The sequence below is a fragment of the Streptomyces sp. NPDC031100 genome, assembly GCF_055570785.1.
This window is the reverse complement of the sequence record NZ_JBVIGN010000004.1, coordinates 626351-651843: the sequence shown is the minus strand read 5'-3', so window position 1 is coordinate 651843 and position 25493 is coordinate 626351. Positions and strand designations below refer to the sequence as shown.

The 25493-nt window shown below is 69.9% G+C and carries 22 protein-coding genes; 13 read left to right on the top strand and 9 right to left on the bottom strand.

Annotation, left to right across the window (positions count from 1 at the left end; genetic code table 11):
- Positions 1 to 112 precede the first annotated feature (112 nt).
- The 3 genes from gltX to ACZ5DS_RS14845 all read right to left on the bottom strand — a co-directional run bounded on the left by gltX (position 113) and on the right by ACZ5DS_RS14845 (position 2777).
- Positions 113 to 1597, bottom strand: a complete 1485-nt coding sequence (gene gltX / locus ACZ5DS_RS14855) for a glutamate--tRNA ligase (RefSeq protein ID WP_468237762.1) — start codon at positions 1595 to 1597, stop codon at positions 113 to 115.
- Complete coding sequence (locus ACZ5DS_RS14850; protein WP_468237759.1) at positions 1590 to 2375, bottom strand: fumarylacetoacetate hydrolase family protein; 786 nt, start codon at positions 2373 to 2375, stop codon at positions 1590 to 1592. The genes gltX and ACZ5DS_RS14850 overlap by 8 nt, the downstream gene beginning before the upstream one ends.
- A gap of 207 nt (positions 2376 to 2582) precedes the next feature.
- Complete coding sequence (locus ACZ5DS_RS14845; protein WP_468237757.1) at positions 2583 to 2777, bottom strand: hypothetical protein; 195 nt, start codon at positions 2775 to 2777, stop codon at positions 2583 to 2585.
- 569 nt (positions 2778 to 3346) lie between these two features.
- On the opposite strand from ACZ5DS_RS14845, the gene ACZ5DS_RS14840 reads away from it, so the two are divergent.
- The 8 genes from ACZ5DS_RS14840 (at position 3347) to ACZ5DS_RS14805 (ending at position 13922) form a co-directional block, all read left to right on the top strand.
- Positions 3347 to 7099: a sensor histidine kinase gene (locus tag ACZ5DS_RS14840; RefSeq protein WP_468237755.1), complete on the top strand. Its 3753-nt coding sequence runs from the start codon at positions 3347 to 3349 to the stop codon at positions 7097 to 7099.
- 9 nt (positions 7100 to 7108) lie between these two features.
- Complete coding sequence (locus ACZ5DS_RS14835) at positions 7109 to 7522, top strand: roadblock/LC7 domain-containing protein (protein ID WP_037654657.1); 414 nt, start codon at positions 7109 to 7111, stop codon at positions 7520 to 7522.
- A gap of 111 nt (positions 7523 to 7633) precedes the next feature.
- The gene (locus ACZ5DS_RS14830) at positions 7634 to 8032 is read left to right on the top strand and encodes a DUF742 domain-containing protein (protein WP_067301228.1); all 399 of its coding nucleotides are present in this window, start codon (positions 7634 to 7636) and stop codon (positions 8030 to 8032) included.
- Positions 8013 to 8588 carry a GTP-binding protein gene (locus ACZ5DS_RS14825; RefSeq protein ID WP_067046109.1) on the top strand — a complete coding sequence of 192 codons (576 nt, stop codon included), beginning with the start codon at positions 8013 to 8015 and terminating at the stop codon, positions 8586 to 8588. The genes ACZ5DS_RS14830 and ACZ5DS_RS14825 overlap by 20 nt, the downstream gene beginning before the upstream one ends.
- 381 nt (positions 8589 to 8969) lie before the next feature.
- Positions 8970 to 12272, top strand: a complete 3303-nt coding sequence (locus tag ACZ5DS_RS14820) for a nitrate- and nitrite sensing domain-containing protein (RefSeq protein WP_468237751.1) — start codon at positions 8970 to 8972, stop codon at positions 12270 to 12272.
- Positions 12273 to 12282: 10 nt separating this feature from the next.
- Entirely contained in the window at positions 12283 to 12696 is a 414-nt protein-coding gene (locus ACZ5DS_RS14815; RefSeq protein WP_005479603.1) for a roadblock/LC7 domain-containing protein, read from the top strand.
- A gap of 94 nt (positions 12697 to 12790) precedes the next feature.
- Positions 12791 to 13360: a DUF742 domain-containing protein gene (locus tag ACZ5DS_RS14810; RefSeq protein WP_393749278.1), complete on the top strand. Its 570-nt coding sequence runs from the start codon at positions 12791 to 12793 to the stop codon at positions 13358 to 13360.
- Positions 13341 to 13922: a GTP-binding protein gene (locus ACZ5DS_RS14805; RefSeq protein ID WP_026248371.1), complete on the top strand. Its 582-nt coding sequence runs from the start codon at positions 13341 to 13343 to the stop codon at positions 13920 to 13922. The genes ACZ5DS_RS14810 and ACZ5DS_RS14805 overlap by 20 nt, the downstream gene beginning before the upstream one ends.
- A gap of 140 nt (positions 13923 to 14062) precedes the next feature.
- Here the strand turns inward: ACZ5DS_RS14805 and ACZ5DS_RS14800 are convergent, their stop codons facing one another.
- The 3 genes from ACZ5DS_RS14800 to ACZ5DS_RS14790 form a co-directional block, all read right to left on the bottom strand.
- Positions 14063 to 14257 (bottom strand): acyl-CoA carboxylase subunit epsilon, encoded by a 195-nt coding sequence (locus tag ACZ5DS_RS14800; RefSeq protein ID WP_468237746.1) that lies wholly within the window; start codon positions 14255 to 14257, stop codon positions 14063 to 14065.
- A 57-nt stretch (positions 14258 to 14314) separates the two neighbouring features.
- Positions 14315 to 15910 (bottom strand): acyl-CoA carboxylase subunit beta, encoded by a 1596-nt coding sequence (locus ACZ5DS_RS14795; protein WP_468237743.1) that lies wholly within the window; start codon positions 15908 to 15910, stop codon positions 14315 to 14317.
- 154 nt (positions 15911 to 16064) lie between these two features.
- Positions 16065 to 18413 carry a polysaccharide lyase 8 family protein gene (locus ACZ5DS_RS14790; RefSeq protein ID WP_468237741.1) on the bottom strand — a complete coding sequence of 783 codons (2349 nt, stop codon included), beginning with the start codon at positions 18411 to 18413 and terminating at the stop codon, positions 16065 to 16067.
- 304 nt (positions 18414 to 18717) lie between these two features.
- Here ACZ5DS_RS14790 and ACZ5DS_RS14785 point away from each other — a divergent pair, with 304 nt between their 5' ends.
- Complete coding sequence (locus ACZ5DS_RS14785; RefSeq protein WP_468237738.1) at positions 18718 to 19326, top strand: YceI family protein; 609 nt, start codon at positions 18718 to 18720, stop codon at positions 19324 to 19326.
- A gap of 317 nt (positions 19327 to 19643) precedes the next feature.
- Here the strand turns inward: ACZ5DS_RS14785 and ACZ5DS_RS14780 are convergent, their stop codons facing one another.
- From ACZ5DS_RS14780 to ACZ5DS_RS14770, 3 genes are all read right to left on the bottom strand, one after another.
- Complete coding sequence (locus ACZ5DS_RS14780; protein WP_468238251.1) at positions 19644 to 20225, bottom strand: hypothetical protein; 582 nt, start codon at positions 20223 to 20225, stop codon at positions 19644 to 19646.
- Between the two features lie 137 nt (positions 20226 to 20362).
- Positions 20363 to 21397, bottom strand: coding sequence for an ArsR/SmtB family transcription factor (locus ACZ5DS_RS14775; protein ID WP_468237736.1), 1035 nt, complete (start codon positions 21395 to 21397; stop codon positions 20363 to 20365).
- A 438-nt stretch (positions 21398 to 21835) separates the two neighbouring features.
- Positions 21836 to 22243, bottom strand: a complete 408-nt coding sequence (locus ACZ5DS_RS14770) for an ATP-binding protein (protein WP_468237733.1) — start codon at positions 22241 to 22243, stop codon at positions 21836 to 21838.
- Positions 22244 to 22355: 112 nt separating this feature from the next.
- Here ACZ5DS_RS14770 and ACZ5DS_RS14765 point away from each other — a divergent pair, with 112 nt between their 5' ends.
- From ACZ5DS_RS14765 to ACZ5DS_RS14750, 4 genes are all read left to right on the top strand, one after another.
- Positions 22356 to 23177 carry a helix-turn-helix domain-containing protein gene (locus ACZ5DS_RS14765; RefSeq protein WP_468237731.1) on the top strand — a complete coding sequence of 274 codons (822 nt, stop codon included), beginning with the start codon at positions 22356 to 22358 and terminating at the stop codon, positions 23175 to 23177.
- Positions 23174 to 23356, top strand: coding sequence for a DUF397 domain-containing protein (locus tag ACZ5DS_RS14760; protein ID WP_468237728.1), 183 nt, complete (start codon positions 23174 to 23176; stop codon positions 23354 to 23356). The genes ACZ5DS_RS14765 and ACZ5DS_RS14760 overlap by 4 nt, the downstream gene beginning before the upstream one ends.
- 136 nt (positions 23357 to 23492) lie before the next feature.
- A complete protein-coding gene (locus ACZ5DS_RS14755; RefSeq protein ID WP_468237725.1) occupies positions 23493 to 23693 on the top strand; it encodes a hypothetical protein in 201 nt (66 codons plus the stop codon).
- Between the two features lie 99 nt (positions 23694 to 23792).
- Positions 23793 to 25472 (top strand): alkaline phosphatase D family protein, encoded by a 1680-nt coding sequence (locus ACZ5DS_RS14750; protein ID WP_468237723.1) that lies wholly within the window; start codon positions 23793 to 23795, stop codon positions 25470 to 25472.
- Positions 25473 to 25493 lie beyond the last annotated feature (21 nt).

Genomic DNA, 25493 nt, shown 5'->3' with positions numbered 1-25493 from the left:
GGCCGCAGAGGTGAACTCTGGGCGACGGCTCGGTGGACACACGGAGGGCGGCGCCCGAACCGGACGCCGCCCTGTCACGACCGTGCTGTACGCACCGCCCTGCGAAGAGTCGCTACGCGGAGAGCTTGGCCAGCGCCGCGTCGATGCGGGCCAGCGTCTTCTCCTTGCCCAGGACCTCCAGGGACTCGAACAGCGGCAGACCGACCGTGCGGCCGGTGACGGCCACGCGGACCGGGGCCTGGGCCTTGCCGAGCTTGAGGCCGTAGGCCTCGCCGGCGGCCATGACGGCCTCCTTGAGGGACTCGGCCGAGGTCCAGTCGGCCGCCTCCAGCTTCTCGCGGGCCGTGCGGAGGAGGGCGTCGGAGCCCTCCTTCATCGCCTTGGTCCACGAAGCCTCGTCCTCGACCGGCTCCGCCAGGAACAGGAAGTCGACGTTGTCGGTGATCTCGGAGAGCACCTTGAGGCGGGTCTGGGCGTGCGGGGCGATCGCCTCCCACTTGGCCTCGTCGAAGTCCTCCGGCGCCCAGGGGGCGAACGGGGCCTTCAGCCAGGGGCGGCAGCGCTCGGTGAACTCCTTCACGTCCAGCATCCGGATGTGGTCGCCGTTGATCGCCTCGCACTTCTTCAGGTCGAAGCGCGCCGGGTTGGGGTTCACGTCGGAGATGTCGAAGGCTGCGACCATCTCCGCGATCGTGAAGATGTCCTGGTCGGCCGAGAGCGACCAGCCGAGCAGGGACAGGTAGTTGAGCAGGCCCTCGGGCAGGAAGCCCTGCTCGCGGTAGAGGTTGAGGGACGACTGCGGGTCGCGCTTGGAGAGCTTCTTGTTGCCCTCGCCCATCACGTACGGCAGGTGGCCGAAGGCCGGGATCTGCTGCGCGATGCCCAGCTCGATCAGCGCCTTGTACAGGGCGATCTGCCGCGGGGTGGAGGAGAGCAGGTCCTCGCCGCGCAGAACGTGGGTGATCTCCATCAGGGCGTCGTCGACCGGGTTGACCAGCGTGTACAGCGGGGCGCCGTTGGCGCGGACGATGCCGTAGTCCGGAACGTTCTCCGGGGTGAAGGTCAGCTCGCCGCGGACCAGGTCCGTGAAGGTGATCGTCTCGTCGGGCATCCGGAAGCGGACGATCGGGGTGCGGCCCTGGGCCTTGTACTGCTCGACCTGCTCGGCGCTCAGCTCACGGCAGTGGCCGTCGTAGCCGGACGGCTTGCCGGCGGCGCGGGCGGCCTCGCGGCGGGTGTCCAGCTCCTCCTGGGAGCAGTAGCAGTGGTAGGCGTGGCCGCCGTCAAGGAGCTTCTGCGCAACATCCTGGTAGATGTCCATGCGCTGCGACTGGCGGTACGGCGCGTGCGGGCCGCCGACCTCGGGGCCCTCGTCCCAGTCGAAGCCCAGCCAGCGCATCGCGTCGAGCAGCTGGTCGTACGACTCCTCGGAGTCGCGGGCCGCGTCGGTGTCCTCGATGCGGAAGACCAGGGTGCCCTGGTGGTGCCGGGCGAACGCCCAGTTGAACAGGGCGGTGCGGACCAGGCCCACGTGGGGGTTACCGGTGGGCGAGGGGCAGAAACGGACGCGTACGGGGGAGCCGGGTGCGCTAGCCACGCTTGACAACCTTGTTGGTGAGAGTGCCGATGCCTTCGATGGTGACGGCGACCTCGTCGCCGACGTGCAGGGGGCCGACCCCTGCGGGGGTGCCGGTGAGGATGACGTCGCCGGGGAGGAGGGTCATGGCCTCGGAGATGTTGACGACCAGGTCCTCGATGGAGTGGATCATCTCGCTCGTACGGCCCAGCTGGCGCTGTTCGCCGTTGACGGTGAGCTGGACGGTCAGGTCGTTCGCGCGGTCGAGGTCCAGGTCCGTCTCCACCCAGGGGCCGAGCGGGCAGGAGGTGTCGAAGCCCTTGGCCCGGGCCCACTGCTTCTCGCGCTTCTGCACGTCGCGGGCGGTGACGTCATTGGCGCAGGTGTAGCCGAAGATCACGTCCTTGACGCGCTCGCGCGGGACCTCGCGGCACATGCGGCCGATGACGACGGCCAGCTCGGCCTCGTGGTGCAGCTCCTGCGAGAACGGCGGGTACTGGATCTCGTCGCCGGGGCCGATCACCGAGGTGGACGGCTTGAAGAAGGCGAAGGGGGCCTCCGGCACCTCGTTGCCCAGCTCACGCGCGTGCCCGGCGTAGTTGCGGCCGAACGCCACGACCTTGTTCGGGAGGACCGGCGGGAGCAGTCTGACCTTGCTCAGCGGCACCTTCGTCCCGGACAGCTCGTAGTCCGCGAACGGGATGCCCTTGATGATGTCGAGGACGAGTTCGTCCTGCTTGTCGCCCTCGACCGCGCCGAAGGCGACGTTCCCGTCGATGGAGAACCTGGCGATGCGCACGGGATCCTTGCGCCCCTCACTGAGTACCGGCGTACTGACGCCCCAGGTTAACCGGTCGGGCCTCACCTTCCGGTGAGGGCGGGCGGCGGGCGTCGCCCACCGGGTCCGAGTCCGGTTCAGGGTTCAGGTAAAACGTGAGCGCGGCCCGGAAGACCTCGCTGGTGCGTGATCTCCGGGCCGCGCTCGATGCGTGCGGTGCCCGCTCGGTTACTCGCCGGCCGTGGCCGCCGCGCCCACCGGGACCTCCATCAGGACGGTGCGCCTCGGGTTGGCCGTCTGGGCGGGGAGGTCGACGGAGTGCTCCGGCAGCTCGGGCGTCTGCAGTTCCTCGGCGTCCTCCAGGTGGGCCAGAGTCGTGCGCCGCGGGTTGGCTATCGTGCGGAACATCATCGTCGTCTTCACCGTTGTAATCCTGTGGCCTCGTGTCGAGTGGGGTTGGCAGAGTTGCCCATCCTGTAAAGCGTCAGGCTAAACATCCGATTCCCCGCCGCAGACATGAACTCCCCATGATCTCCGTGTGAGTTTGCTCACGAATCCATGGGCAAACCGGTCAATTCCGGCCTACAACTGTCCCCAACGAATCGGACATTGGCCCCCTGAACCCATCATTCCGCTCCTGATCATGGCGACTGGGACACGTGACACCAGGGGGCGACTCGCAGGTGTACGTCCGTTTTGATCCGAATCATCTTCCACAGTAGGTAACTCACGCCTCACAGCCCGTCACAGAGGTCACAGCTCGGGACACGGGCCTTGTTGGAGATCCGGCACTGTGCTGGAATTCCACGGACCGCCGCGGGATCGAGCCGGCGCGCAGGGGCGCAACGCAGCGCCGAGTGGCGGCGAGATGGGGGGAACCTGCGCCGGTCACTCAAGACCACCGGAGGGCGCATTCAGGGCGCTCTCCGAACGCCGACACCGTGTCCCTCCGTTCGCGCGGAGGGGTGCCTGGTCCAGAGGTTGCGACGCTAGTGCAGGGACGTTTCAAGAGGGATGGCAGCGCTTCGGCGGAGCCGGAGCCGCACGGCGGGACTGGCCCCATGCATGGCAGCTCCGCGCCCCAGCACGCCCAGAACCCGGGCCCGGCCGGAGACGGCGGTGAGCGCTCCGGGCGCCCCGGCACGTCCTCCCCGGCCGGCGCCGTGAAGACCGGAACCCCCACGTCGGACGTGAAGTCCGTCAAGGGCCCCACCGGACCGGGTTCGCGGGTGGCCCTGCGCAACTGGCGCATCTCCACCCGTCTGGTGTCGCTGCTGGCGCTCCCCGTCGTCGCGGCGACCTCGCTGGGTGCCCTGCGTATCAACCAGTCCCTGGACGACATCCAGCAGCTCGACAACATGAAGCTGCTGACGGAGATGACCAAGCAGGCCACCGAGCTGGCCCAGCAGCTCCAGGACGAGCGCGACCAGTCCGCCGGCCCCCTGGCGCACGGCGGCGCGAACGACTTCACGATCAAGGGTCTGCAGGAGAAGACCGACCGGGCCCGCGAGAACTTCCTCAACGCCTCCGAGCAGATCGACGAGGCCAGCAAGAACGGCAACCTCCAGGGTGTCCGCGACACCCTGGTGAGCCTCGCCGAACAGCTGGGCGACCTGGCCAAGATCCGCCGGTCCGCCTACCAGTCGAAGGACAACTCGACGCAGACGGTCGAGTCGTACCACCGGCTGATCACCCAGCTGATCGACCTCTCCCAGTCCATGGCGGAGGCGTCCAGCAACCCGGAGATCATCCAGCGCACCCGTGCCTTGGCGGCCTTCTCCACCGCCAAGGAGTACGCCTCCGTGCAGCGTGCCGTCATCGCCGCGGCCCTGACCTCCAACGGCACGGCCAAGGGGCACCTCTCCAAGAACGACCAGCTCTACGGTCAGGCGGCGTACGACGGCGAGAACTCCGAGATCGCGATCTTCCGGAAGATCTACGGCAGTCAGAACCCGGACGAACTCCTCAAGCCGATCGAGGAGAACAACCCGACCATCCAGGCCGCCGACCTGTACGCCAAGCGGACCTTCGAGTCCCGCGACGGCCTCGACGGCCTGCCGCCGCGCTCGTACCGCGACTGGGTGGACGACAGCTCCACCAAGATCGACCAGATGAAGAAGATCGAGCACACGCTGCTCGAGGACATGGAGCAGAAGGCCCGTGAGCTGCGCAGCGCCTCCGAGCGCGACGCGATCATCTCCGGTGCGCTGATCCTGCTCGTGCTCGGCATCTCGCTCGTCGGCGCCTTCGTCGTGGCCCGGTCCATGATCCGCTCGCTGCGCCGCCTGCAGGAGACCGCGACGAAGGTCGCCCAGGACCGTCTGCCCGAGCTGGTCAAGCAGCTCTCCGAGTCCGACCCGCAGGACGTCGACACGTCCGTGGAGTCGGTCGGTGTGCACTCCCGGGACGAGATCGGCCAGGTGGCCGCGGCCTTCGACGACGTGCACCGCGAGGCGGTCCGCCTCGCCGCCGAGCAGGCCCTTCTCCGGGGCAACGTCAACGCGATGTTCACCAACCTCTCGCGTCGCTCCCAGGGTCTTATCCAGCGCCAGCTGTCGCTGATCTCCGAGCTGGAGTCCCGCGAGGCCGACCCGGACCAGCTGTCCTCGCTGTTCAAGCTCGACCACCTCGCGACGCGTATGCGCCGTAACGGTGAAAACCTCCTGGTTCTCGCGGGTGAAGAGCCCGGCCGACGGTGGACCCGCCCGGTCCCGCTGGTCGACGTGCTCCGCGCCGCCGCGTCCGAGGTGGAGCAGTACGAGCGCATCGAGCTGGCCGCCGTACCGACCACCGAAGTGGCCGGCCGTGTGGTCAACGACCTCGTGCACCTCCTCGCCGAGCTGCTCGAGAACGCCACCTCCTTCTCCTCCCCGCAGACCAAGGTCAAGGTCACCGGTCACGCGCTGCCCGACGGCCGTGTGCTGATCGAGATCCACGACACCGGTATCGGCCTCTCCCCCGAGGACCTCGCGGCGATCAACGAGCGGCTCGCCTCGCCGCCCACCGTGGACGTCTCGGTCTCCCGCCGCATGGGTCTGTTCGTGGTCGGTCGTCTGTCCCAGCGCCACGGCATCCGCATCCAGCTGCGCCCGTCCGACTCCGGTGGTACGACCGCGCTGGTCATGCTCCCCGTCGACGTCGCCCAGGGCGGCAAGAAGCCCGCTCCGGGCAAGCCCGGCGCGCCTGCGCCGACCGGCGGTCCGGCCGCCGCGCAGGCCGCGGCCGGTGCTGCCGCCGCCCGCCGCAACACCGGCGGCAGCGGCGGTGCCCTCGGCGGTGCGCCGACCGGCGGCGGACTCCTCGGTGCCGGTCCGGCCCCGCGCGGCCAGGTCGGTGCCGCCCACGGTCCCCGGGCCGCGCTGCCCGGTGCCGGCCAGGGCGGCCGCCCGGGTGCGCCCGGTGGCGCGCGTGGTCCGCAGGGTCCGGGCACCCCGCAGCAGGGCCGGCCGGCCCCGGCCGGTGCGGGTGCGGGTGCGGGCAGCTTCGGCGGCCAGGCCCCGGGGGCCCCGCAGGGCCTGCAGGCCGGGGGTCCCGGCGGCGCCCAGCAGGACGCCTTCGGCGGTCGCGGCCCGGCTTCGCGCGGTGGCGCGGGCGCCTCCGACCAGAGCCGTCAGCCCCAGCTGCCGCCGCGTGGCGGTGCGCGGGCGGAGCTGCCCGGCGGCAACCAGCCCTCGCGCACCCCGGACTGGAGCGACAACGCCCAGGCCCCGCTGTCGCGCGCCTCGCTGGACGCGCCGCGCGGCCATGACGAGCAGCAGGGCCCGGGCTCCACCACCGAGATACCGGCGGTTGCCCGGACCGACGCGCAGGGCCCGGCCGCCACGGGCGAGTTCCCGCGCCCGGATTTCGGCATGAACGGCGCCACGGGCCAGTTCCCGCGCCAGGACCTGAACGGCGCGGGCGGCTCCCAGAGCACGGGCCAGTTCGCCCGCCCCGGCGCCGACAACCCGCAGCAGACCGGCCAGTTCCCGCGTCCCGCCGCCCCGCAGGACAACGGGCAGTACGGCCAGCAGGACAACGGCCAGTACGGCCAGCAGGGTGCAGGCGGCGGGTACGTCCGCTCCGACGTCTTCGGCACACCGCCCGCGCAGGACCCACAGAGCACGGGCCAGTTCGCGGCTCCGCAGGCGTACGACGCCGGCTCCACCGGACAGCACGCGCTGCCCGGCCGCCCGGGCCAGGGCCCGGCGCACACCGGCCAGTTCGAGCGCCCGCAGCAGGGCGGCCGCGGTGACTTCGGTGCCCAGCGCCCGTCGGCCCCGCAGCGTCCGGCCCGCCAGGAGCCCGAGGCACTGCCGCCGGCCACCGGTCCGGGTGACGGCCGTACCCCGCTGTACGACACGCTCGAGACCAACTGGTTCCACGGCAACCAGCAGGAGCGGCAGCCGGACACCACCCCGGCACCGCAGCAGCAGGCGCCCGCGCCCGCTCCCCAGCGCTCCCCCGCCACCGGCTCCTGGCGCACCTCGCCCAACGACGAACTCGTCCGGCAGGCGGAGCGCGTACGGCAGCCCGCGGCGGGCGGCATCACCACCTCCGGCCTGCCGCGCCGGGTGCCCCGGGCGAACCTCGTCCCGGGCACGGCACAGCAGCAACAGCACCAAAGCGGTCCGCAGGTCTCCCGTGCGCCCGATGACGTACGCGGCCGGCTGACCAATCTCCGTCGGGGCATCGCTCAGGGTCGTCAGGCCGGCAACGGCCAGACCGGCAGCTACCCGAGCCCCACTCACCAGCAGGAGCGTTAGTTGAGTCCGATGAGCCAGGCGGCACAGAACCTGAACTGGTTGATCACCAACTTCGTGGACAACACCCCCGGGGTGTCGCACACGGTGGTGGTCTCCGCCGACGGCCTTCTGCTGGCGATGTCCGAAGGCTTCCCGCGGGACCGCGCCGACCAGCTGGCGGCCGTCGCGTCCGGGTTGACCTCTCTCACGGCCGGGGCGTCCCGGATCTTCGAGGGCGGCACCGTGGCACAGACGGTCGTCGAGATGGAGCGCGGTTTCCTCTTCCTGATGTCCATCTCGGACGGGTCGTCCCTCGCGGTCCTGGCCCACCCCGAGTGCGACATCGGTCTCGTCGGCTACGAGATGGCACTGCTCGTCGACCGCGCGGGTGCGGTACTCACCCCGGACCTGCGCGCCGAACTCCAGGGCAGTCTGCTTCACTGACCCGCCCCGGCACCACCCACCTCACCAAAACACCGTCCGGCCGCCACAATCCCCCCACGGCCCCGTCAGACGGCTTGACTGACCGACTTGCTGTCCCGCCCCGGAGGATTCATGACCCCGCCCACCGCCTCTCATGATCCGTACGCCGAGCCGTACGGGGACGAGGGCGACCAGCCGCTGGTACGGCCGTACGCGATGACCGGTGGCCGGACCCGGCCGCGCTATCAGCTCGCCATCGAGGCGCTGATCAGCACCACGGCCGACCCGGCAGCGCTCATGGGACTGCTCCCGGAGCACCAGCGCATCTGCCACCTGTGCCGTGAGGTCAAGTCGGTCGCGGAGGTCTCCGCGCTGCTGGCCATGCCGCTCGGTGTGGCCCGGATCCTGGTGGCCGACCTCGCCGAGGCCGGCCTGGTCGCCGTCCACCAGCCGGGTGGCGACGAGAACAACGGTGGCGCTCCGGACGTGACGCTGCTCGAAAGGGTGCTCAGTGGACTTCGCAAGCTCTGACGCGGGCCGGGCCACCACCTCCGCGAAGATCGTGGTGGCGGGCGGCTTCGGCGTGGGCAAGACCACGTTCGTCGGCGCCGTCTCGGAGATCAACCCGCTGCGCACAGAGGCCGTCATGACGTCCGCGTCGGCCGGCATCGACGACCTCACCCACACCGGGGACAAGACCACCACCACGGTGGCGATGGACTTCGGCCGTATCACCCTGGACCAGGACCTGATCCTGTACCTCTTCGGTACGCCCGGTCAGGACCGCTTCTGGTTCATGTGGGACGACCTGGTGCGTGGCGCGATCGGCGCGGTGGTGCTCGTGGACACCCGGCGCCTCGCCGACTGCTTCCCGGCCGTGGACTACTTCGAGAACAGCGGTCTGCCGTTCGTCATCGCCCTCAACGGCTTCGACGGCCACCAGCCGTATACCCCCGATGAAGTGCGCGAAGCCCTGCAGATCGGTCCGGACGCGCCGATCATCACGACGGACGCCCGGCATCGCGCGGACGCCAAGAGTGCGCTGATCACGCTCGTGGAGCACGCCCTGATGGCGCGCCTGCGGTAGCACTCAAGTGCGACGTGCCGTACGGCAGTTGTCGTAAACCCGGCGGAGCCGACTGTGGCCTTTGACACGGTCGGCTCCGGTGTTCATAACAGTTCGGCAGAGGAATCGCCCGGCGTCACCACGCGACGCGGTCGAGCGGTACCGCTGTGCTCACAAACGCCCCGCCTTTTGACGGGGCTCGCTCTTTATGACCGTTTTATCTAGGGCTTACAACGGTGCCGCTCACGGGTTTCCGGTGTTTGGAAGTGCGCTGGTCCACGTGCTGGAATGCCTGAACTGCCCAATAGTCAAAGACGTACCTACCGAGGGGTCGATGACGAACCGGGCTCTGAGAGACTGCGGCACGACGAAGGTGCCGACCGCCGAGAGGTTGTTGGTCGAGTGAGGCGAAGCAAGAACGGTCCCGAGCCGTCGGCGCGGGGCAACTTCACCCCGCCGCCGCGCGCTGCGGCGCCCTCCCCTGTGCCCGGTTCGGAGCCGGCGGCCGCACCCGCGAAGAGCGGCGGCCGCTTCTCCCCGCGCAACTGGCGCGTGCCGACCAGGCTGAACGCGATTCTGCTCATACCCGTGGCGGTCGGCCTCGTCATGGGCGGCTTCCAGGTGAAGAACTCGATCGACACCTGGCAGGACGCCCAGGACGCGGAGAACACCGCGCGCCTGGTGCGGGCCTCCCTGTCCTACGCCGACGCCCTCTACAAGGAACGGGACATCACGGCCGCGCCCCTGCTGAAGGGCAAGAGCCAGTCCCCCGAGGACAAGCAGACCGTCAGCCAGGCCCGCGCCGCCACCGACCAGGCCGCCGACGCCTTCGACCAGGCCGCGCAGAACATGCCGGACAAGTCCGGCCTGGAGCGCCGGCTGAAGCTGTTCCGCGAGACCGAGCCCTTCCTGCGCACGCTGCGTGCGGGCGCGTACACCTCCAAGTTCACCGGTGTGCAGACCGAGGAGGGCTACGTCAAGGTCGCCCACCCGCTGATGGAGTTCGCCAACGAGCTGGGCCTGGGCACCGGAAACATCACCTCCTACGGCCGTACCGTCTACGCCATCTCGCTCACCAAGGCGGCGCTGTCGCTGGAGCGCTCCATCGGCACGCACCTGCTGGTGAAGCCGGGTCCGGACGCCCCCAACCTGGCGAGCCAGCGGGTGTCCCTGTCCTCGTACGCCTATCTCGAGGGCATCGCCGTCGAGGAGTACCTGGGCGGTGGTACCCAGGCCGACGCGGACAAGCTCGACCAGCAGAAGAAGGACATCCAGACCAAGGCCGCGGCCATGGTCCAGGAAGCCAAGGCCAAGACCCCGAACTACGTGGCGCCGCCGGACCCGAAGAAGATGGTGGCCGCGCTCGCCACGCTGGAGTCCACGGACCCCGCCGCACGCCAGCAGCTGGCGCTGCACGGCATCACCGCGGAGAACTGGTACGCGGTCAACACCCTCAAGTTCAACGCCTACCGCACGATCGAGTCGGACATGGCCGACAAGGCCGTGAACGAGGCGTCGAGCATCGCCGACGACGCCAAGACCTCCGCGATCATCACCGGTGCCGTGGTCGTCGTGGCCCTGCTCCTCGCGTTCATCCTGGCCGGTGCCGTGGCCCGGCAGATGAGCCGCTCGATGCGCCAGCTGCGCAACGCCGCCTTCGGCATCGCCGAGCAGCGCCTGCCGATGCTGGTCGACCAGCTCTCCCGCACCGACCCGGGCCGGGTCGACACCCGGGTGGCGCCGATCCCGATCAACTCGACCGACGAGATCGGCGAGGTCGCCCGCGCCTTCGACCAGGTCCACCGCGAGGCCGTCCGGCTCGCCGCCGAGCAGGCCCTGCTGCGGGGCAACATCAACGCGATCTTCACCAACCTCTCGCGCCGCAACCAGTCGCTGATCGAGGGCCAGCTGACCCTGATCACCGACCTGGAGAACAACGAGGCCGACCCGGACCAGCTGGAGAACCTCTTCCGCCTGGACCACCTCGCGACCCGTATGCGCCGCAACGGCGAGAACCTCCTGGTCCTCGCGGGCGAGGAGCCCGGCCGCCGCTGGGACCAGCCGGTCCCGCTGGTCGACGTGCTGCGTGCCGCCTCCTCCGAGGTGGAGCAGTACGAGCGCATCGAGCTGTCCGGCGTGCCGGAGGCCGACATCCACGGCCGCGCCGTGACCGACCTCGTGCACCTGCTCGCCGAGCTGCTGGAGAACGCCACCACGTTCTCCTCCCCGCAGACCAAGGTCCGCGTCACCGCGACCCGTCTGCCCGACGGCCGCGTGATGATCGAGATCCACGACAAGGGCATCGGCCTGACCGCCGAGGACTTCGCGGACATCAACCACAAGCTGGCCAACCCGCCGACGGTGGACGCCGCCATCTCCCAGCGCATGGGCCTCTTCGTGGTCGGCCGCCTCTCCGACCGCCACGGCATCCGCGTCCAGCTGCGCCCCTCGGGCGAGCAGGCCGGCACGACCTCCCTGGTCATGCTGCCGGACGCGATCACCCACGGCGGTGGCGGCGAGGCGCCGCTGGACCGCGAGGAGTTCACCGTCTCGCAGATCATCCCGGAGCAGCAGTTCCAGGGTGAGAACTTCGGCCAGGTGCAGCCGATGCGCACCGCCGCCGAACTCGGCTTCGACGACAGCCGGTACACGGAGGTCCCCGACGACCTGCGCGACCTGGACCCCGTCGGCCGCTCGCTGATGCGCGAGGGACGCCGCGCGGCCCTGGAGGCGCAGTCCCACGGCCAGCAGCCGGGCCAGCCGCAGCAGGAGTCCGCCGAGCAGCCCGCGTTCCGGGACGAGTTCGACGGGCAGCGGGGCTACGACGGCAGCAGCACGGGCTACCCCGAGCAGCCGGCGTACCAGGAGCCGCCGCAGCAGGCGTACGCGGGACAGCCGTACGAGGAGCAGCAGCCCACGTCGTACGAGGAGTCGTACGAGAAGTCGTACGACGACCAGTACTACGCGCCGAACGGCGGTCTGCCGCAGAGCGACGGCCTCGCCCCCGACGGCGGCTACCCCGAGCCGGCGTTTGCGGAGCCGGCGCAGGAGGAGCACGCGCCCACGCACGCCTCCGCGTCCGACGGATTCGGCTCCTACGAGGGCCGGACCTACCAGGACGACTGGCCGCAGCAGCCGCAGCAGGACGGCTACCAGAACGGCTATCCGGCCCAGTACGCTCCGGAAGCGGAATCGTCGCAGGCCGGTGACGCAGGTGAGCGGAACCGCGTAGGCTTCGACCGTCCGGGACCGGCCTCTCCCGCCGCCCACGGGCTGACCGACGCCGGGCTGCCCCGCCGCGGATCCGCCCCGAGCGGCTCCAACGGCCCGAGTGCCCCGAACGGCACGGCGCGCGTGCAGCAGGGAGCGCCGGCCCCCGCACCGGGGAACTCCTCGGGGCAGAACGGCGACAGCAGCTGGCGCTCGGCGAACGACGAGCGGTGGCAGCAGGCCGCGCAGCTCCGGAAGCCCAAGGCGGGCGGGGTCACCTCCTCCGGCCTGCCGCGGCGGGTACCCAAGGCCAATCTGGTCGAGGGCACCGCCGAGAGCACCCCTCAGGGAGGCCCACAGGTCTCCCGCGCCCCGGAGGACGTCCGGGGCAGGCTGAGCAACCTGCGTCGAGGCGTCCAGCGCGGACGCAACGCAGGCAGTGAAACGAACGGCCAGGGCTTCGGTCCTGACAGCACCTACAACCAGGAGCGTTAGTGTGAGCCCGATGAGCCAGGCGGCACAGAACCTGAACTGGTTGATCACCAACTTCGTGGACAACACCCCGGGGGTGTCCCACACGGTGGTGGTCTCCGCCGACGGACTCCTTCTGGCGATGTCCGAAGGCTTCCCCCGCGACCGCGCCGACCAGCTCGCGGCCGTCGCCTCCGGTCTGACGTCTCTGACGGCAGGCGCCTCCCGCATCTTCGAGGGCGGCAGTGTGAACCAGACGGTTGTGGAGATGGAGCGGGGATTCCTCTTCATCATGTCCGTATCCGACGGTTCGTCACTCGCGGTTCTGGCCCACCCGGAGGCGGACATCGGCCTCATCGGGTACGAGATGGCACTTCTGGTGGACCGCGCGGGCACGGTCCTCACCCCGGATCTCCGCGCGGAGCTCCAGGGAAGCCTTCTCAACTAACAGACGAACGGTGCGTATACGCGTCCCGGGGCCGTAAGGTTTCGGGACGCGGCTCCACACGTATGGGTGCCCGGCACAGTCGGAGGAGGAGAAAGTGGCAACACCCCCAGGCGGTTCGTCTTCGGGCAACTGGTCGTACGGCCCTGCCCAGGGCCAGGGCGACGGTTCGGCGAACCGGTACAACTTCCCCTCCGCTCCGAGCCACCGGCAGCCGTACGCGCCGCAGGGTCCCGGCCCGTCGCCGTACGACCAGCCGCCGGCCCCGCGGATCCAGCCGGTTCAGCCCCAGCGCCGCCCCGAGCCGGCGCCGGCTACGGCATCCAACAACCCCCTGGTGCGTCCGTACGCCATGACCGGCGGCCGGACCCGCCCGCGCTACCAGCTCGCCATCGAGGCACTGGTGCACACCACCGCTGCTCCGCACCAGATGCAGGGCCAGTTGCCCGAGCATCAGCGGATCTGCAACCTGTGCCGGGAGATCAAGTCGGTGGCCGAAGTCTCGGCCCTGCTCACGATCCCCCTCGGCGTGGCCAGGATTCTCGTCGCCGACTTGGCGGAGGCGGGCCTGGTCGCCATCCATCAGCCCGGCGGCGACGAGAACGCCGGTGGCCAGCCAGACGTGACACTGCTCGAAAGGGTGCTCAGTGGACTTCGCAAGCTCTAGCGGCGGTCCTTCCCGCTCCACCACCTCCGCGAAGATCGTGGTGGCGGGCGGCTTCGGCGTGGGCAAGACCACGTTCGTCGGCGCCGTCTCGGAGATCAACCCGCTGCGCACAGAGGCCGTCATGACGTCCGCGTCGGCCGGCATCGACGACCTCACCCACACCGGGGACAAGACCACCACCACGGTGGCGATGGACTTCGGCCGTATCACCCTGGACCAGGACCTGATCCTGTACCTCTTCGGTACGCCCGGTCAGGACCGCTTCTGGTTCATGTGGGACGACCTGGTGCGTGGCGCGATCGGCGCGATCGTCCTGGTCGACACCCGGCGCCTGGCCGACTGCTTCCCCGCGGTCGACTACTTCGAGAACTCGGGCCTGCCCTTCGTCATCGCCCTCAACGGCTTCGACGGCAACCAGCCCTACAACCCGGACGAGGTCCGCGAAGCCCTGCAGATCGGCCCCGACACCCCGATCATCACGACGGACGCCCGCCACCGCGCGGACGCCAAGTCGGCGCTGATCACGCTCGTGGAGCACGCTCTGATGGCGCGCCTTCGCTAGCCAACTGCCTTGCCCAAGGGGCCTTCTCCGCACGGAGAGGGCCCCTTCGCCGTACCCGGCGGCCCGGCACACCAGGGCCCGGACACACCTGGGCCCCGCCCTCCCGAAGGAGAGGCGGGGCCCAGGTCACGCGCAAAAACTCAGTGCCAGCTGTGCGGCGCCCGGAAGCCGGGCTCGCGCTCCAGCCGGCGCCAGCCGGCCTTGGCCTTGGGACGGCCACGGTGGGCCGGTGCCGCAGGCTGGGCGGCCGCGCGGGCCAGAAGGACGGCCGTGATGGCGGCGACTTCCTCGGGGTCGGCGTGGCCCTTCTCGACCCGGATGTCAGGCGTGTTCATGGATGTCAGTCTCCGTGGATGAGAGGTCCGCGGGGTTGCCGCGGCGGGTCCGCTCGGTTACTGCGGGGGGTTGCCGTGCTTGCGGGAGGGCAGGTCGGCGTGCTTGGACTGCAGCATCGCCAGGGACTTGACCAGGACTTCGCGGGTTTCGGCAGGGTCGATGACGTCGTCCACCAGGCCGCGCTCGGCCGCGTAGTACGGGTGCATCAGCTCGGCCTTGTACTCCTTCACCATCTTCTGCCGCATCGCCTCGGGGTCCTCGGCCTCGGCGATCTGACGGCGGAAGATGACGTTGGCCGCGCCCTCGGCGCCCATCACGGCGATCTCGTTGGTGGGCCAGGCGTAGGTGAGGTCGGCGCCGATCGACTGGGAGTCCATGACGATGTAGGCACCTCCGTACGCCTTGCGCAGGATGAGCGAAATCCTCGGCACGGTCGCGTTGCAGTAGGCGTACAGCAGCTTCGCGCCGTGGCGGATGATTCCGCCGTGCTCCTGGTCCACACCGGGGAGGAACCCCGGTACGTCCAGGAAGGTCACGATCGGGACATTGAAAGCGTCACACATCTGGACAAAGCGCGCAGCTTTTTCGCTCGCCTCGATGTCCAGGACACCGGCCAGTACCTGGGGCTGGTTGGCGATGATGCCGACCACCTGGCCGTCCAGCCGGGCCAGCGCGCAGATGATGTTCCGCGCCCAGCGCTCGTGGACCTCCAGGTACTCGCCGTCGTCGACGATCTCCTCGATGACCTTGGCCATGTCGTACGGCCGGTTGCCGTCCGCCGGGACCAGGTCGAGGAGGATGTCGCTGCGGCGGTCCACCGGGTCGCCGGAGTCCACCCGGGGCGGGTTCTCGCGGTTGTTCTGCGGCAGCAGCGACAGGAGGTAGCGCACCTCGGCGATGCAGGTCTCCTCGTCGTCGTACGCGAAGTGGCAGACGCCGGAGGTCTCCGCGTGGACGTCGGCGCCGCCGAGCCCGTTCTGGGTGATCTCCTCGCCCGTCACCGCCTTGACCACGTCCGGGCCGGTGATGAACATCTGGGAGGTCTCGCGGACCATGAACACGAAGTCCGTCAGCGCCGGGGAGTACGCGGCACCGCCGGCGCACGGGCCCAGCATCACGGAGATCTGCGGGATGACACCCGAGGCCTTCGTGTTGCGCTGGAAGATGCCGCCGTAACCCGCGAGGGCGGAGACGCCCTCCTGGATACGGGCGCCCGCACCGTCGTTCAGGGAGACCAGCGGAGCACCGGCCGCGATGGCCATGTCCATGATCTTGTGGATCTTCGTGGCGTGGGCCTCGCCCAGCGCACCGCCGAAGATCCGGAAGTCGTGGGCGTAGACGAAGACCGTGCGGCCCTCCACCGTGCCCCAGCCGGTGATCACACCGTCGGTGTACGGCTTCTTCGCCTCCAGGCCGAACCCGGTCGCCCGGTGCCGGCGCAGCTGCTCGACCTCTTGGAAAGACCCCGGGTCCAGGAGCAGCTCGATGCGCTCCCGCGCGGTCAGCTTGCCCTTGGCGTGCTGCGCCTCGGTCGCCTTCTCGCTGGGGCCTGCCACGGCCTGCGCACGGATCCCGTGCAGCTCGGCGACCCTTCCGCGCGCGTCCGTCGGCTCGCCGGCCGGCTCACCCGTCGTCTCTTCCAAAACGGTCATGTAGCGACCATACGAAGGACACCAAGGAAAGCGAGCCGTCGACTCCGTACAGTCTCCAGCCCGTTTTCCTGGTACCACTGAACAGAACCTCAGAGCCTTGCAGCCCTTCCGACTGCTCAGGGGGCGTCGGCGTTGTGAGGAGCCCACAAAGGCGTCATGCGAGGGTCACCGCGCATTCATGGGTTCCACATGCCATCCCTGGAGTGACACGGAGCCTCAGACGGCCCTCCGTCGAGAGGACGTCGACGGTGTCGTCGGCGCGCAGGACCGAGCGCACGGGACGGTCCCAGACGATCTCCAGCGGCGCGCCCGTGCGGGGCGGCTCGCTGACACAGAGCGTAGCGGTCCGGCCCCGCCGCCGGACGAGCACGCTCGCTCCGGCGGAGACGGTCAGCTCACCCACCGTACCCGCCTCCCACAGATTGGCGGCGGTCAGGCCGAGCGAGGGCACGGCGACGGCCTGACGGCGGGCGTCGTTGGCGAGGACGCACAGCCAGTGACGGTCGGCGGCCCGGGCGGCGACCTCGTGGCAGGCGGCGCCGGGCAGCAGGACGTAGACGTAGGCGGCGTCGGCCGGGTCGGTGCCGTGGTCGAGCCAGAGGGTCTGCCAGCGGCGGGTGCGCCGCTCGGTCGTGCTGGTGGTGTTGATGTCGGACCAGGCGCCGGTGCGGTCCTCGCGGAGCGTGCGCAGGGCGCCGCCGCAGGGCAGGATCCAGCCACCGTGCCCCTCCAGATGGGCCCAGCCGGGGCCGCGGGCGAAGGCCTGGGTGCCGCCCTCGCCGAGGTTGCGGTTGTCCACGACCGTCTCGACCGGGACGCCGTCGGCGCAGCTGATCCCGGCGCCGAGGCAGACGATCGCGTCGGCGAGGAAGAACCAGGACTTCCGGGCCTGGAGCGTCGAGTCGAGCCCCTTCAGATGCTGGCCGACCGCCGCGAACTCGCCGTCGCTCGTGCCGCCGACCCAGCGGACGTCGGGCTTCGGGGCGCCCCACTCGCCGCCGGCCCGGTCGGCCAGGCGCTTGGTCGACACCGTGGTGCCGGGGAGGCGGTACCAGTCCACGGTCGGCCAGAACCAGTCTGTGTACTGATCGGACCGATCGGACCGATCCGACCGATCCGACCGGCCGCTCATGCCGGCCGGCCACCAGCTGAGCATCCCGGAGCCGGTGTGCCAGCCGCGCGGGTTCTCGCCGTTGCCGCATTCGTAGTGCGCGATGCGGTCGCTGGCCAGGGAGAGCGCGGCGGTGAAGCGGGGGCGCCGGTGGACGGCCCGGTCCATGGCCGGAAAGAGCCGGTGCCCGACGGGTTCCGGGCGCGCGGGTACGGCCGACTCGGCGACGGCGTGCAGCCGGGCGAGGTCGGCCACACCGAACTGATCTGCCGTCAGGATCGGTGTCACGGTGTCCCGTTGGATCCAGTCCTTGATCCGCCCGTACCACCGCTCCCGCTCCGCCGTGCTCGCACCGCCCGCGAGGAGGGCGATGGCCGCGATCAGGCCCTGGCCGTGGTAGTGGTCGCTGCGCATGATGTGCAGGTCGTCGCTGCGCAGGTAACCCCGGCTGATGGCACGGCCGTTGACGCAGTCCATGACCAACCCGTCGTGGATCAGCGGGACGTAGGCGTGCTCGACGCTGTCCAGGACGTTCTGCCGGGCCGGGTCGGCCACCTCCCACGGCGACCCGGCGAGCAGGGCGAACAGCCGCCCGAGGCCGTCGAGCAGGACCTGTCCGTACGTCCCGGAGTAGGCGACCCAGGTGTGCTGCACGAAGGAGCCGTCGGCGTAGAGGCCGTCGCCCCGGGTGACGTACGGGAAGACGGGCGAGAGGGCGTCCCGGGCGAGCGCGATGCGGTCGGCGGCCCGGCCGAGGATGCCGCGCAGGGTGACGGAGCGGCACAGGTCGACGCGGTTGGCGCCGGTGGAGGTGCCGGAGTAGTCGGTGAGCAGCGCGTCGGGGACGAAGTGGTCGACGGCGGCACAGGCGGCCGCGATCCGGCTCTCGCCGAGGTGGTCGTACAGGGTGGCCGTGAGGTCCACGAGGAGCCGGGGGCTGCCGATCTGCCATTCCCACCAGTTGCCGTAGCGGGTGGTGGCCGGGCTGTAGACCGTGGCGGAGAGGTGGTCGAGGCCGCGCAGCACGTCGGCGAGGAGGGTGTCGTCGCCGGTGGAGCCGGTGCCGGGCTGGACGTAGGCCTGGGCCATGGTCCACAGACGGCCGTAGCTGAAGGTGATGCCGGAGGGCGGGTCGAAGGGATGGCCGGGCCACAGGGAGGCGGGCGCGGGGGCCATGGTGGCCCGGAAATCCCGGCCCAGCATCCCGAGTTGGGCGAGCCGGGAGGCGTACGGCTCGGCGGCCGGGTCGTATCCGCTGCCGAGGGCGATGTCGAGCCAGCGGCGGCGGAGGGTGTCGTAGGGGTCGTCGGCCGCGCGGGCCGGGGGCGCCGGGGCGGCGGTGAGGGCGGCGGCCAGCAGGAACACGCGCCGCGTCGGTCCGGTCGTGCCCATGTCGCCGGTCACCGCCCCGGGTTCATGACCTTGGTGGCCTTCATGCGGACCCTTCCCTGCTGATGGCTGTGTTTCCTGCAGGCCGGCTGAGCAGGTGGTGCACGCAGATGGTGCCCGAGCGCTCGGCGCGTCCGCCAGAGGGCGCGCATGGTGACTCCCGGTTACCGTGAAAACACGTTCCGGATGATGTTGAAAACCGTACGGAATAGGTCTACGGTCGGAGTCGTTGGGTTCGTTGAACGTTAAACAGAAAGCCTCGCGGCTTCGGCATCGCCGGCCGCGGCCCGTCCCCAAGGAGCACATCATGGGTATCTTCAGCCGTAAGGAAAGCACCCCCGCCCCCGCCTCGGCCCCCGCCGCCGTCACCCCCGGCCTGGCCGCGCTGACCGGCGACTACACGCTCGACCCGGCGCACACGACGATCGGTTTCGTGGCGCGCCACGCGATGGTCACCAACGTCAAGGGCAGCTTCCTGGACTTCGACGGCACCCTGCACCTGGACGGTGAGGACCCCACCAGGTCCACCGCCTCCATCGACGTCAAGATGGAGAGCGTAGAGACCGGCAACGCCGACCGGGACGGTCACCTGAAGTCCTCGGACTTCTTCAAGACCGACGAGTTCCCGACGATGACCTTCCGCTCCACCAAGGCGGAGGCCCTGGGCGGCGACGACTACCGCATCACCGGTGACCTCTCCATCCTCGGCGTGACCAAGCCGATCAGCATCGACCTGGAGTTCAACGGCGCCGCCAAGGACCCGTTCGGCAACGAGCGCGTCGGTTTCGAGGGCAAGGCCGAGATCCTGCGCTCCGAGTGGGGCCTGACCTGGAACGCGGCACTGGAGACCGGCGGCTTCCTCGTCTCCGACAAGATCAAGCTGAACTTCGACATCTCGGCGATCAAGAAGGCGTGACCCTCCGGGGGTTCAGCCCCTTGCCAGGCGTCCGCACGCTGAGCGCGCCCGCCCTTCACTCCCCCCGTGCGGAGGGCGGGCGCTCACGTGTTCGGCTGTCTTCAGCGGGCCGGGGCCTCAGTCGCCTCCGACTTGCGGACGTGAGCACGACGTCTCCGCCCTGCTACGCGTTCTCGATCCCCGTGCTGACGAGGGAGGCGGCTTGGGGCGACGAGGGAATCCTCGCCCAGCTCACCTACGACCTCACCGGCCTGGCCCGCGTGAAAGAGGGCCAGGCCGGATGCTGCTTGTCAGCTCCGAAGGCGCCCGGCACCGAGCTAGGACCCCGGGTAGATCCCGGGGTCGATGTTGCCGTCCGTGTGGATCCCCGGGTCGACGTTGCCGTTCGCATGTATGCCGGGGTCGTAGGCGCCGTCCGTGTGGATCCCGGGCTCGGGCCAGCCGGCCGCGTGGATCCCGGGGTCCTGCCAACCGTCCGTGTGGATCCCGGGATCCCATGTACCGTCCTCGTGTATGCCGGGGTCCACCCAACCGTCCGCGTGGATCCCGGGATCGTAGTTTCCGGCCACATGGATCCCGGGGTCGGACAAGCCGTCCGTGTGGATCCCGGGGTCGGGCCAGTTGTCCGCATGGATCCCGGGGTCGTGCCAGCCGTCCACGTGGATCCCGGGGTCGTGCCAGCCGTCCACGTGGATCCCGGGGTCATATTGACCGTCCTCGTGCATGCCGGGGTCGATTTGGCCGGCGACGACCGACGTCCTGGTCGCCGCATCGGGCGTTCCACTGTCGAGCGTGTCGGCGAACGCGGGATTGACGACGCCGAGGGAGAAGGCTCCCACGGCGAGCGCGGCGGCCAGTCCGGCCATACGGCCGTTGAGGCGCCTTGGTGATGCGAACATGACGTTCTCCTTCCGGCCGCGCCCCTTGGCCGGCCTTCCCCTGATGGTCCGGTGACCCGAACCTGCCGACCACGCCTTTCGATGGTGTTCGAAGTGGGCTGGTCGGCGGTACGGGTTCTGCGAGGCGGGAAGGCGGTTCATGGCTGTGCCGCGTGGATGGGTGCGGTACCGGCGGCGGGAGGCACGGGACGGCTGCCCAGGAGGCCGGCGCCCAGCGGGGTGAGGGTGTGGTGTACGGATCCGCCCATGCGGTGGGTGACGATCAGGCCCGCTTCTCTCAGCACATACGTGTGGTGGCTGACCGTCGCGGCCGTGATACCGGCGTGCCGGGCCAGTTCCGAGGTGGTGCGACCGGTCGCGATCGCCTCCAGCAGCACGGCGCGGGTGCGGCCCAGCAACGCCACCAGGTTCTGCCGGGTGACAGAGGGGGCGCGGTCGCCGGCCAGGGTGTCGGGGCTGTGATCGATCGGGTAGACCACGACTGGCGGCAGGAGGGGGTCCTTGAGCACGGTGGGGACGCGCCAGCAGAAGAAGGAGGGGAGCAGGAGCAGGCCGCGCCCCTTGAGGTGCACATCCCAGTCACCGGGCGGACCGTGGACGGTCAGGACCGGGTCGGTCCAGCGCAGCCCCGGGTGCAGGGCGGTCATGAGCCGGTCGAGGGTGCTGGCGGAAAGCGGGTGCGCGGCCCGCACATGAGCGGCCACATGCGCGGTGGTCTCGGCCTGCAGGCGCTGCCAGTACGGGGCGAGCGCCAGGCGGTGGTAGGACCAGATCGCCTGCCCGAGGTGGCGCAGGATGTCGGCGTCCCCTTCGGCCAGCCGGCGGGCCCAGGAGGGCAGGGACTGTGCCGTGGCCAGTTCGGTCAGGTCCTGGCGCAGTCGGTGTCGGGAGGTGGACAGCAGCGCGTCGATCCCCAGTTCCAGGCCTCCGGCCGCGGCCGCCGGGGTGAGGAAGTCCGGCGAGTAGCCACGCGGCGGGGCCAGGGTGAGCAGGTGGCGCATCGGGGCCGTGAGCCGGCCGGAGACCCTGCGCCGCCACGCATCGAAGATGAGCGGCCCGTCACGGGTCTGCAGGAGGTGCAGGCTGAGCAGTACCTCCCACATAGGATCGGGCTCGGTCGCCACCCGGACCTGGGCCAGATCGTCGGAGCTGAAGTGGATGCGAACCGCCATGAGTCTCCCCCGACCCGACGGCGGTCCCCGTTCCGCCGTCGTCCCGCGAAGGTCGACGCTAGCTGTCCTTACGCCGGTTCCCCTGAACATCCCATGACATGTTCGGCCAATCTCGGGACCGACGGGCGGACGCTGCACGCCACCGTATTGCTGCGTGCCGGGCAACTGTGGCAACGAGGCCACGCGGCGGAGCCAGACTGCTAAGAGACCCCACACAGTTTGAGTTGGCCTCTGGGGCGACCGGTGCTGGCTGGGCGAGGGTGAACAGGCCGGGCTCGGGTTCGGCGAGGATGCCACGGTTCATAAGGCGTTTCAGCTTGGCACGGGTGTTTTCGGTGTGCTGCGGCTCGGTGCCCGGGCCGGGCGCCCGGCAGATGTCCTTGGCGCGGAGCGCCCGCCTGGAGGTGGCTCAGGCCCCACGCCTCGCCGAACCGTAGGTCACGTATGCACCGCGAACTCGCACCACACCGTCTTCCCTGGGTGTCGTTCGCCAACACCCCACTTGTCCGCGAGTGACATCACGAGCAAGAGGCCTCGGCCGTGCTCCGACTCCGGCGGTGTGTCCGGAACGCGAACCTCGCCGGGGCCACTGTCGTGGACTTCAAGACGCAGGACTCCGTCCGTGTGCAGGATCAGACGCAGGGCGAAGCCGCGTCCGGGTGGTACGCCGTGGAGCAACGCGTTCGTTGCCAGTTCGCTTACACAGAGGAGTACGTCGTCCATGCGTGACGTGAGATCCCAGTCCGTCAGCGCCGCGCGTGTGAAGTCCCGGGCTCTGCCGATCGATCTGCGGTCTCGGCGGTAGAACGCCTCGCGGGTGTGGGGGTGTTGGGGATCCGCGTTCATGGGGCCAGTGTCACTGTGCGTCACTACAGTGGACCAATGTGTGAAGTCGTAGTTCTGATTGCTACGACTCCACTACGAGGACTCGGGGTGCGCGCAGGGGAAAGGGACAGCCATGTACGTGGCGAAGAAGCCCAAGAAGGTCGGATCGTGGCAGGCCGTCGGAGCGGTGCTGGCGCACTGCCGGAAACAGGCCCGGTTCACGCAGGAGCAGTTCGCCGAGTTGGCGGCCATCCACGTGGACACGGTGGGGTCGATCGAGCAGGGGAGGTTGGCGCTTCAGCCGGATCGGGCCGAGCAGTTCGATGAACTACTGGGGACCGGTGGGGTGTTGGCGGTGCTGGTGGCGAAGCTGCCAGTGCGGGAGCGGATCGTTCAGTTCGCGCAGGGGCTGGTCGATCACGAGCAGGAGGCGGTGAGCATCCTGTCGTACCAGAGCCTGGTGGTTCCGGGTCTCCTTCAGACCAGGGACTACTGTCGTGCGGTTTTCGACTACCGCTATCCGGCTCTCGGGAGCGAGACTGCCGAGCAGTGGGTGAATGCCCGCATGGAACGGCAGTTGATCTGGCAACGGGATCGGCCGCCCGTGGGCCACTTCGTTCTGGAGGAGAGCATCCTGCGGCGGGAGGTCGGCGGTACGGAGGTCATGCGAGAGCAGATTCGTCAGATTCTTGAGTACACCGAACCCGCCCACATGAGCTTCCAGATCATGCCCGAGAACCGGACGCCGCACGCTTGTCTCGACGGCCCCATGGTGCTGCTCGAGACACCCGAGTACGAGCGTCTGATCTACCTTGAGGTGCAGCGCGCCAGCTTTCTCGTCGATGATCCCGATGAGATCAGCGACTATCACCTCCAGTATGGAATGCTGCGGTCACAGGCCCTCTCACCCGACGAGAGCGTGCGCCTCTTGAACGGACTGCTAGGAGAGTCATGAACACCGCAGCATTGGCGTGGTTCAAGTCCAGCTACAGCGGCAGCCAGGGCGGCGACTGCGTCGAGGTCGCACCCACCCCGAGTACGGTCCACATCCGCGACTCCAAGAACCCCACCGGCCCCATCATCACCCTCTCCCCCACCACTTGGAGCAAGTTCCTTGACGGCATCGCCTGCTGAAGTTGAATGGGTCTACATAGCCTCGTACGAGAACGTGCCGGGGCGTCCCAACCCTGGTCGTTTCCTCCTCGGTTGACTGCGTGAGCGCGGTATCGACTGGTGGCCGTTCGCAGAGGAAGAGCTGCGGATCGACCTCATGTGCCGGCGGGGCGACGACGGGCACTGGCACGGCACGCTCGGTGTGAACGTCGACGCTGGTGCGCTGCGGCGGCTCGGTCTGCATCCCGATCAGCCGACGTCGGTCGTGGACGGCCCCTCCCCGCCCGCCTGGTGGCATGCCGCCGGTGAGCGTTACGCCGCCCGGTGGCAGCCGGTCGTCAAGCGTCATGCGTCGTGAGCTGCGGGCCATGTCGACCGGGTCACACTCCGGCCCCGCCAGCCCGTAAGTTACCTCTGGGTCACTTGTGCGTCACCTGCCCCGCCTAAGAAGCGGAGCATGTCATTCCCCCCGTCCCCCTCCCACCGACGCCGCCCGCTGAACCGCCGCCGCTTCCTCGCCGCGACCGGTGTCACCGCTGCCGGGGTCGCCGCGACCCAGGTCGTGCCGTCCGCTCTCGGCACCACCGCCGCCCCCACCGGCTCCCCCTTCCGGCACGGCGTCGCCTCCGGTGACCCCCTCCCCGACGCCGTCGTCCTGTGGACGCGGGTCACCCCGACCGAGGACGCCCAGCCGGGCTCCGGGGTCGGCCCCACGGTGAACGTGCAGTGGGAGATCTCCACGGACTCGGCCTTCAAGCGGATCGTGAAGAAGGGGGCCGTCACCGCGTCTCCGGACCGCGACCACACCGTCAAGGTCGACGTCCCCGGTCTCGCCGCCCGCACCGACCACTGGTACCGGTTCCGGTACGGCGGCCAGACCTCCCCGGTCGGCCGTACCCGCACCGCGCCCGCCGCCACGGACCCCGTCGCCTCCCTCCGCTTCGGGATCGTCTCCTGCGCCAACTACATGGGGGGATTTTTCTCCGCCTACCGGCACCTCGCCGACCGCAGCGGTCTGGACGCGGTCCTGCACCTCGGCGACTACGTCTACGAGTACGGCAACGGCGAGTACGGGCCGGGTCCGGACATCGGGCGCGGGCACTTGCCGCCGCACGAGATGATCTCGCTGGCCGACTACCGGCAGCGGCACGCCCAGTACAAGACCGACCCCGACCTGCAAAAGCTGCACGCCGCCGTCCCGTTCATCGTCACGTGGGACGACCACGAGATGGCCAACGACGCCTACGACGGCGGCGCCGAGAACCACACCGAGGGCATGGAGGGCAGCTGGGCGGACCGCAAGGCGCACGCCCGGCAGGCCTGGGGCGAGTGGATGCCCGTGCGCGAGCCCGATCCGCGCCGCATCTACCGGCGGCTCTGCTTCGGCTCCCTCGCCGAGCTGTCCATGCTCGATCTGCGCAGCTACCGCAGCAAGCAGGTGTCGTACGACCATCTCGGCGACGTCGACGACCCGAACCGCACCATCACCGGGGACGCCCAGATGGAGTGGCTGAAGGACGGGCTCGCCACCAGCAAGGCCAAGTGGAAGCTGATCGGCAACCCGGTGATGATCACACCGGTCGTGTTCCCGCCGCTGCCCACCGCGATCAGCCGGCCGCTCGCCGACGTGACCGGGCTGCTGCCGCCCGACGGTGTGCCGTACAACGTGGACCAGTGGGACGGCTACACCGCCGATCGGCGGGAGCTCCTCACCCACATCGACCGCAACGGCATCGACAACGCCGTCTTCCTCACCGGCGACATCCACTCCTCCTGGGCCTGCGACCTGCCCCTCGACGCGGGGACCTACCCCCTCGCCTCCCCCTCCGTCGCCGTCGAACTCGTCGGCACGTCCGTCACCTCCGACAACCTCGACGAGATCACCCACAGTGCGCCCCGCACCACCTCCATCCTCGTCGAGGACGCCTTCAAGGCCTCCAACCGGCATGTGAAATACCTGGAGTTCGACTCCCACGGCTACGCGCTGCTCGAAGTCACCCCGCAGCACGTCCAGATGGACTGGGTCTACGTCAGCGACCGCACCGACCCGAACGCCACCGCGCACCGCGCCACCGGCTACCAGGTCCTGGCCGGCAGCAACCGCGTCTCCCCCGCCGACACCCCCCTCGCCGACTGACCTGGAGTTCTCCTTGTCCCG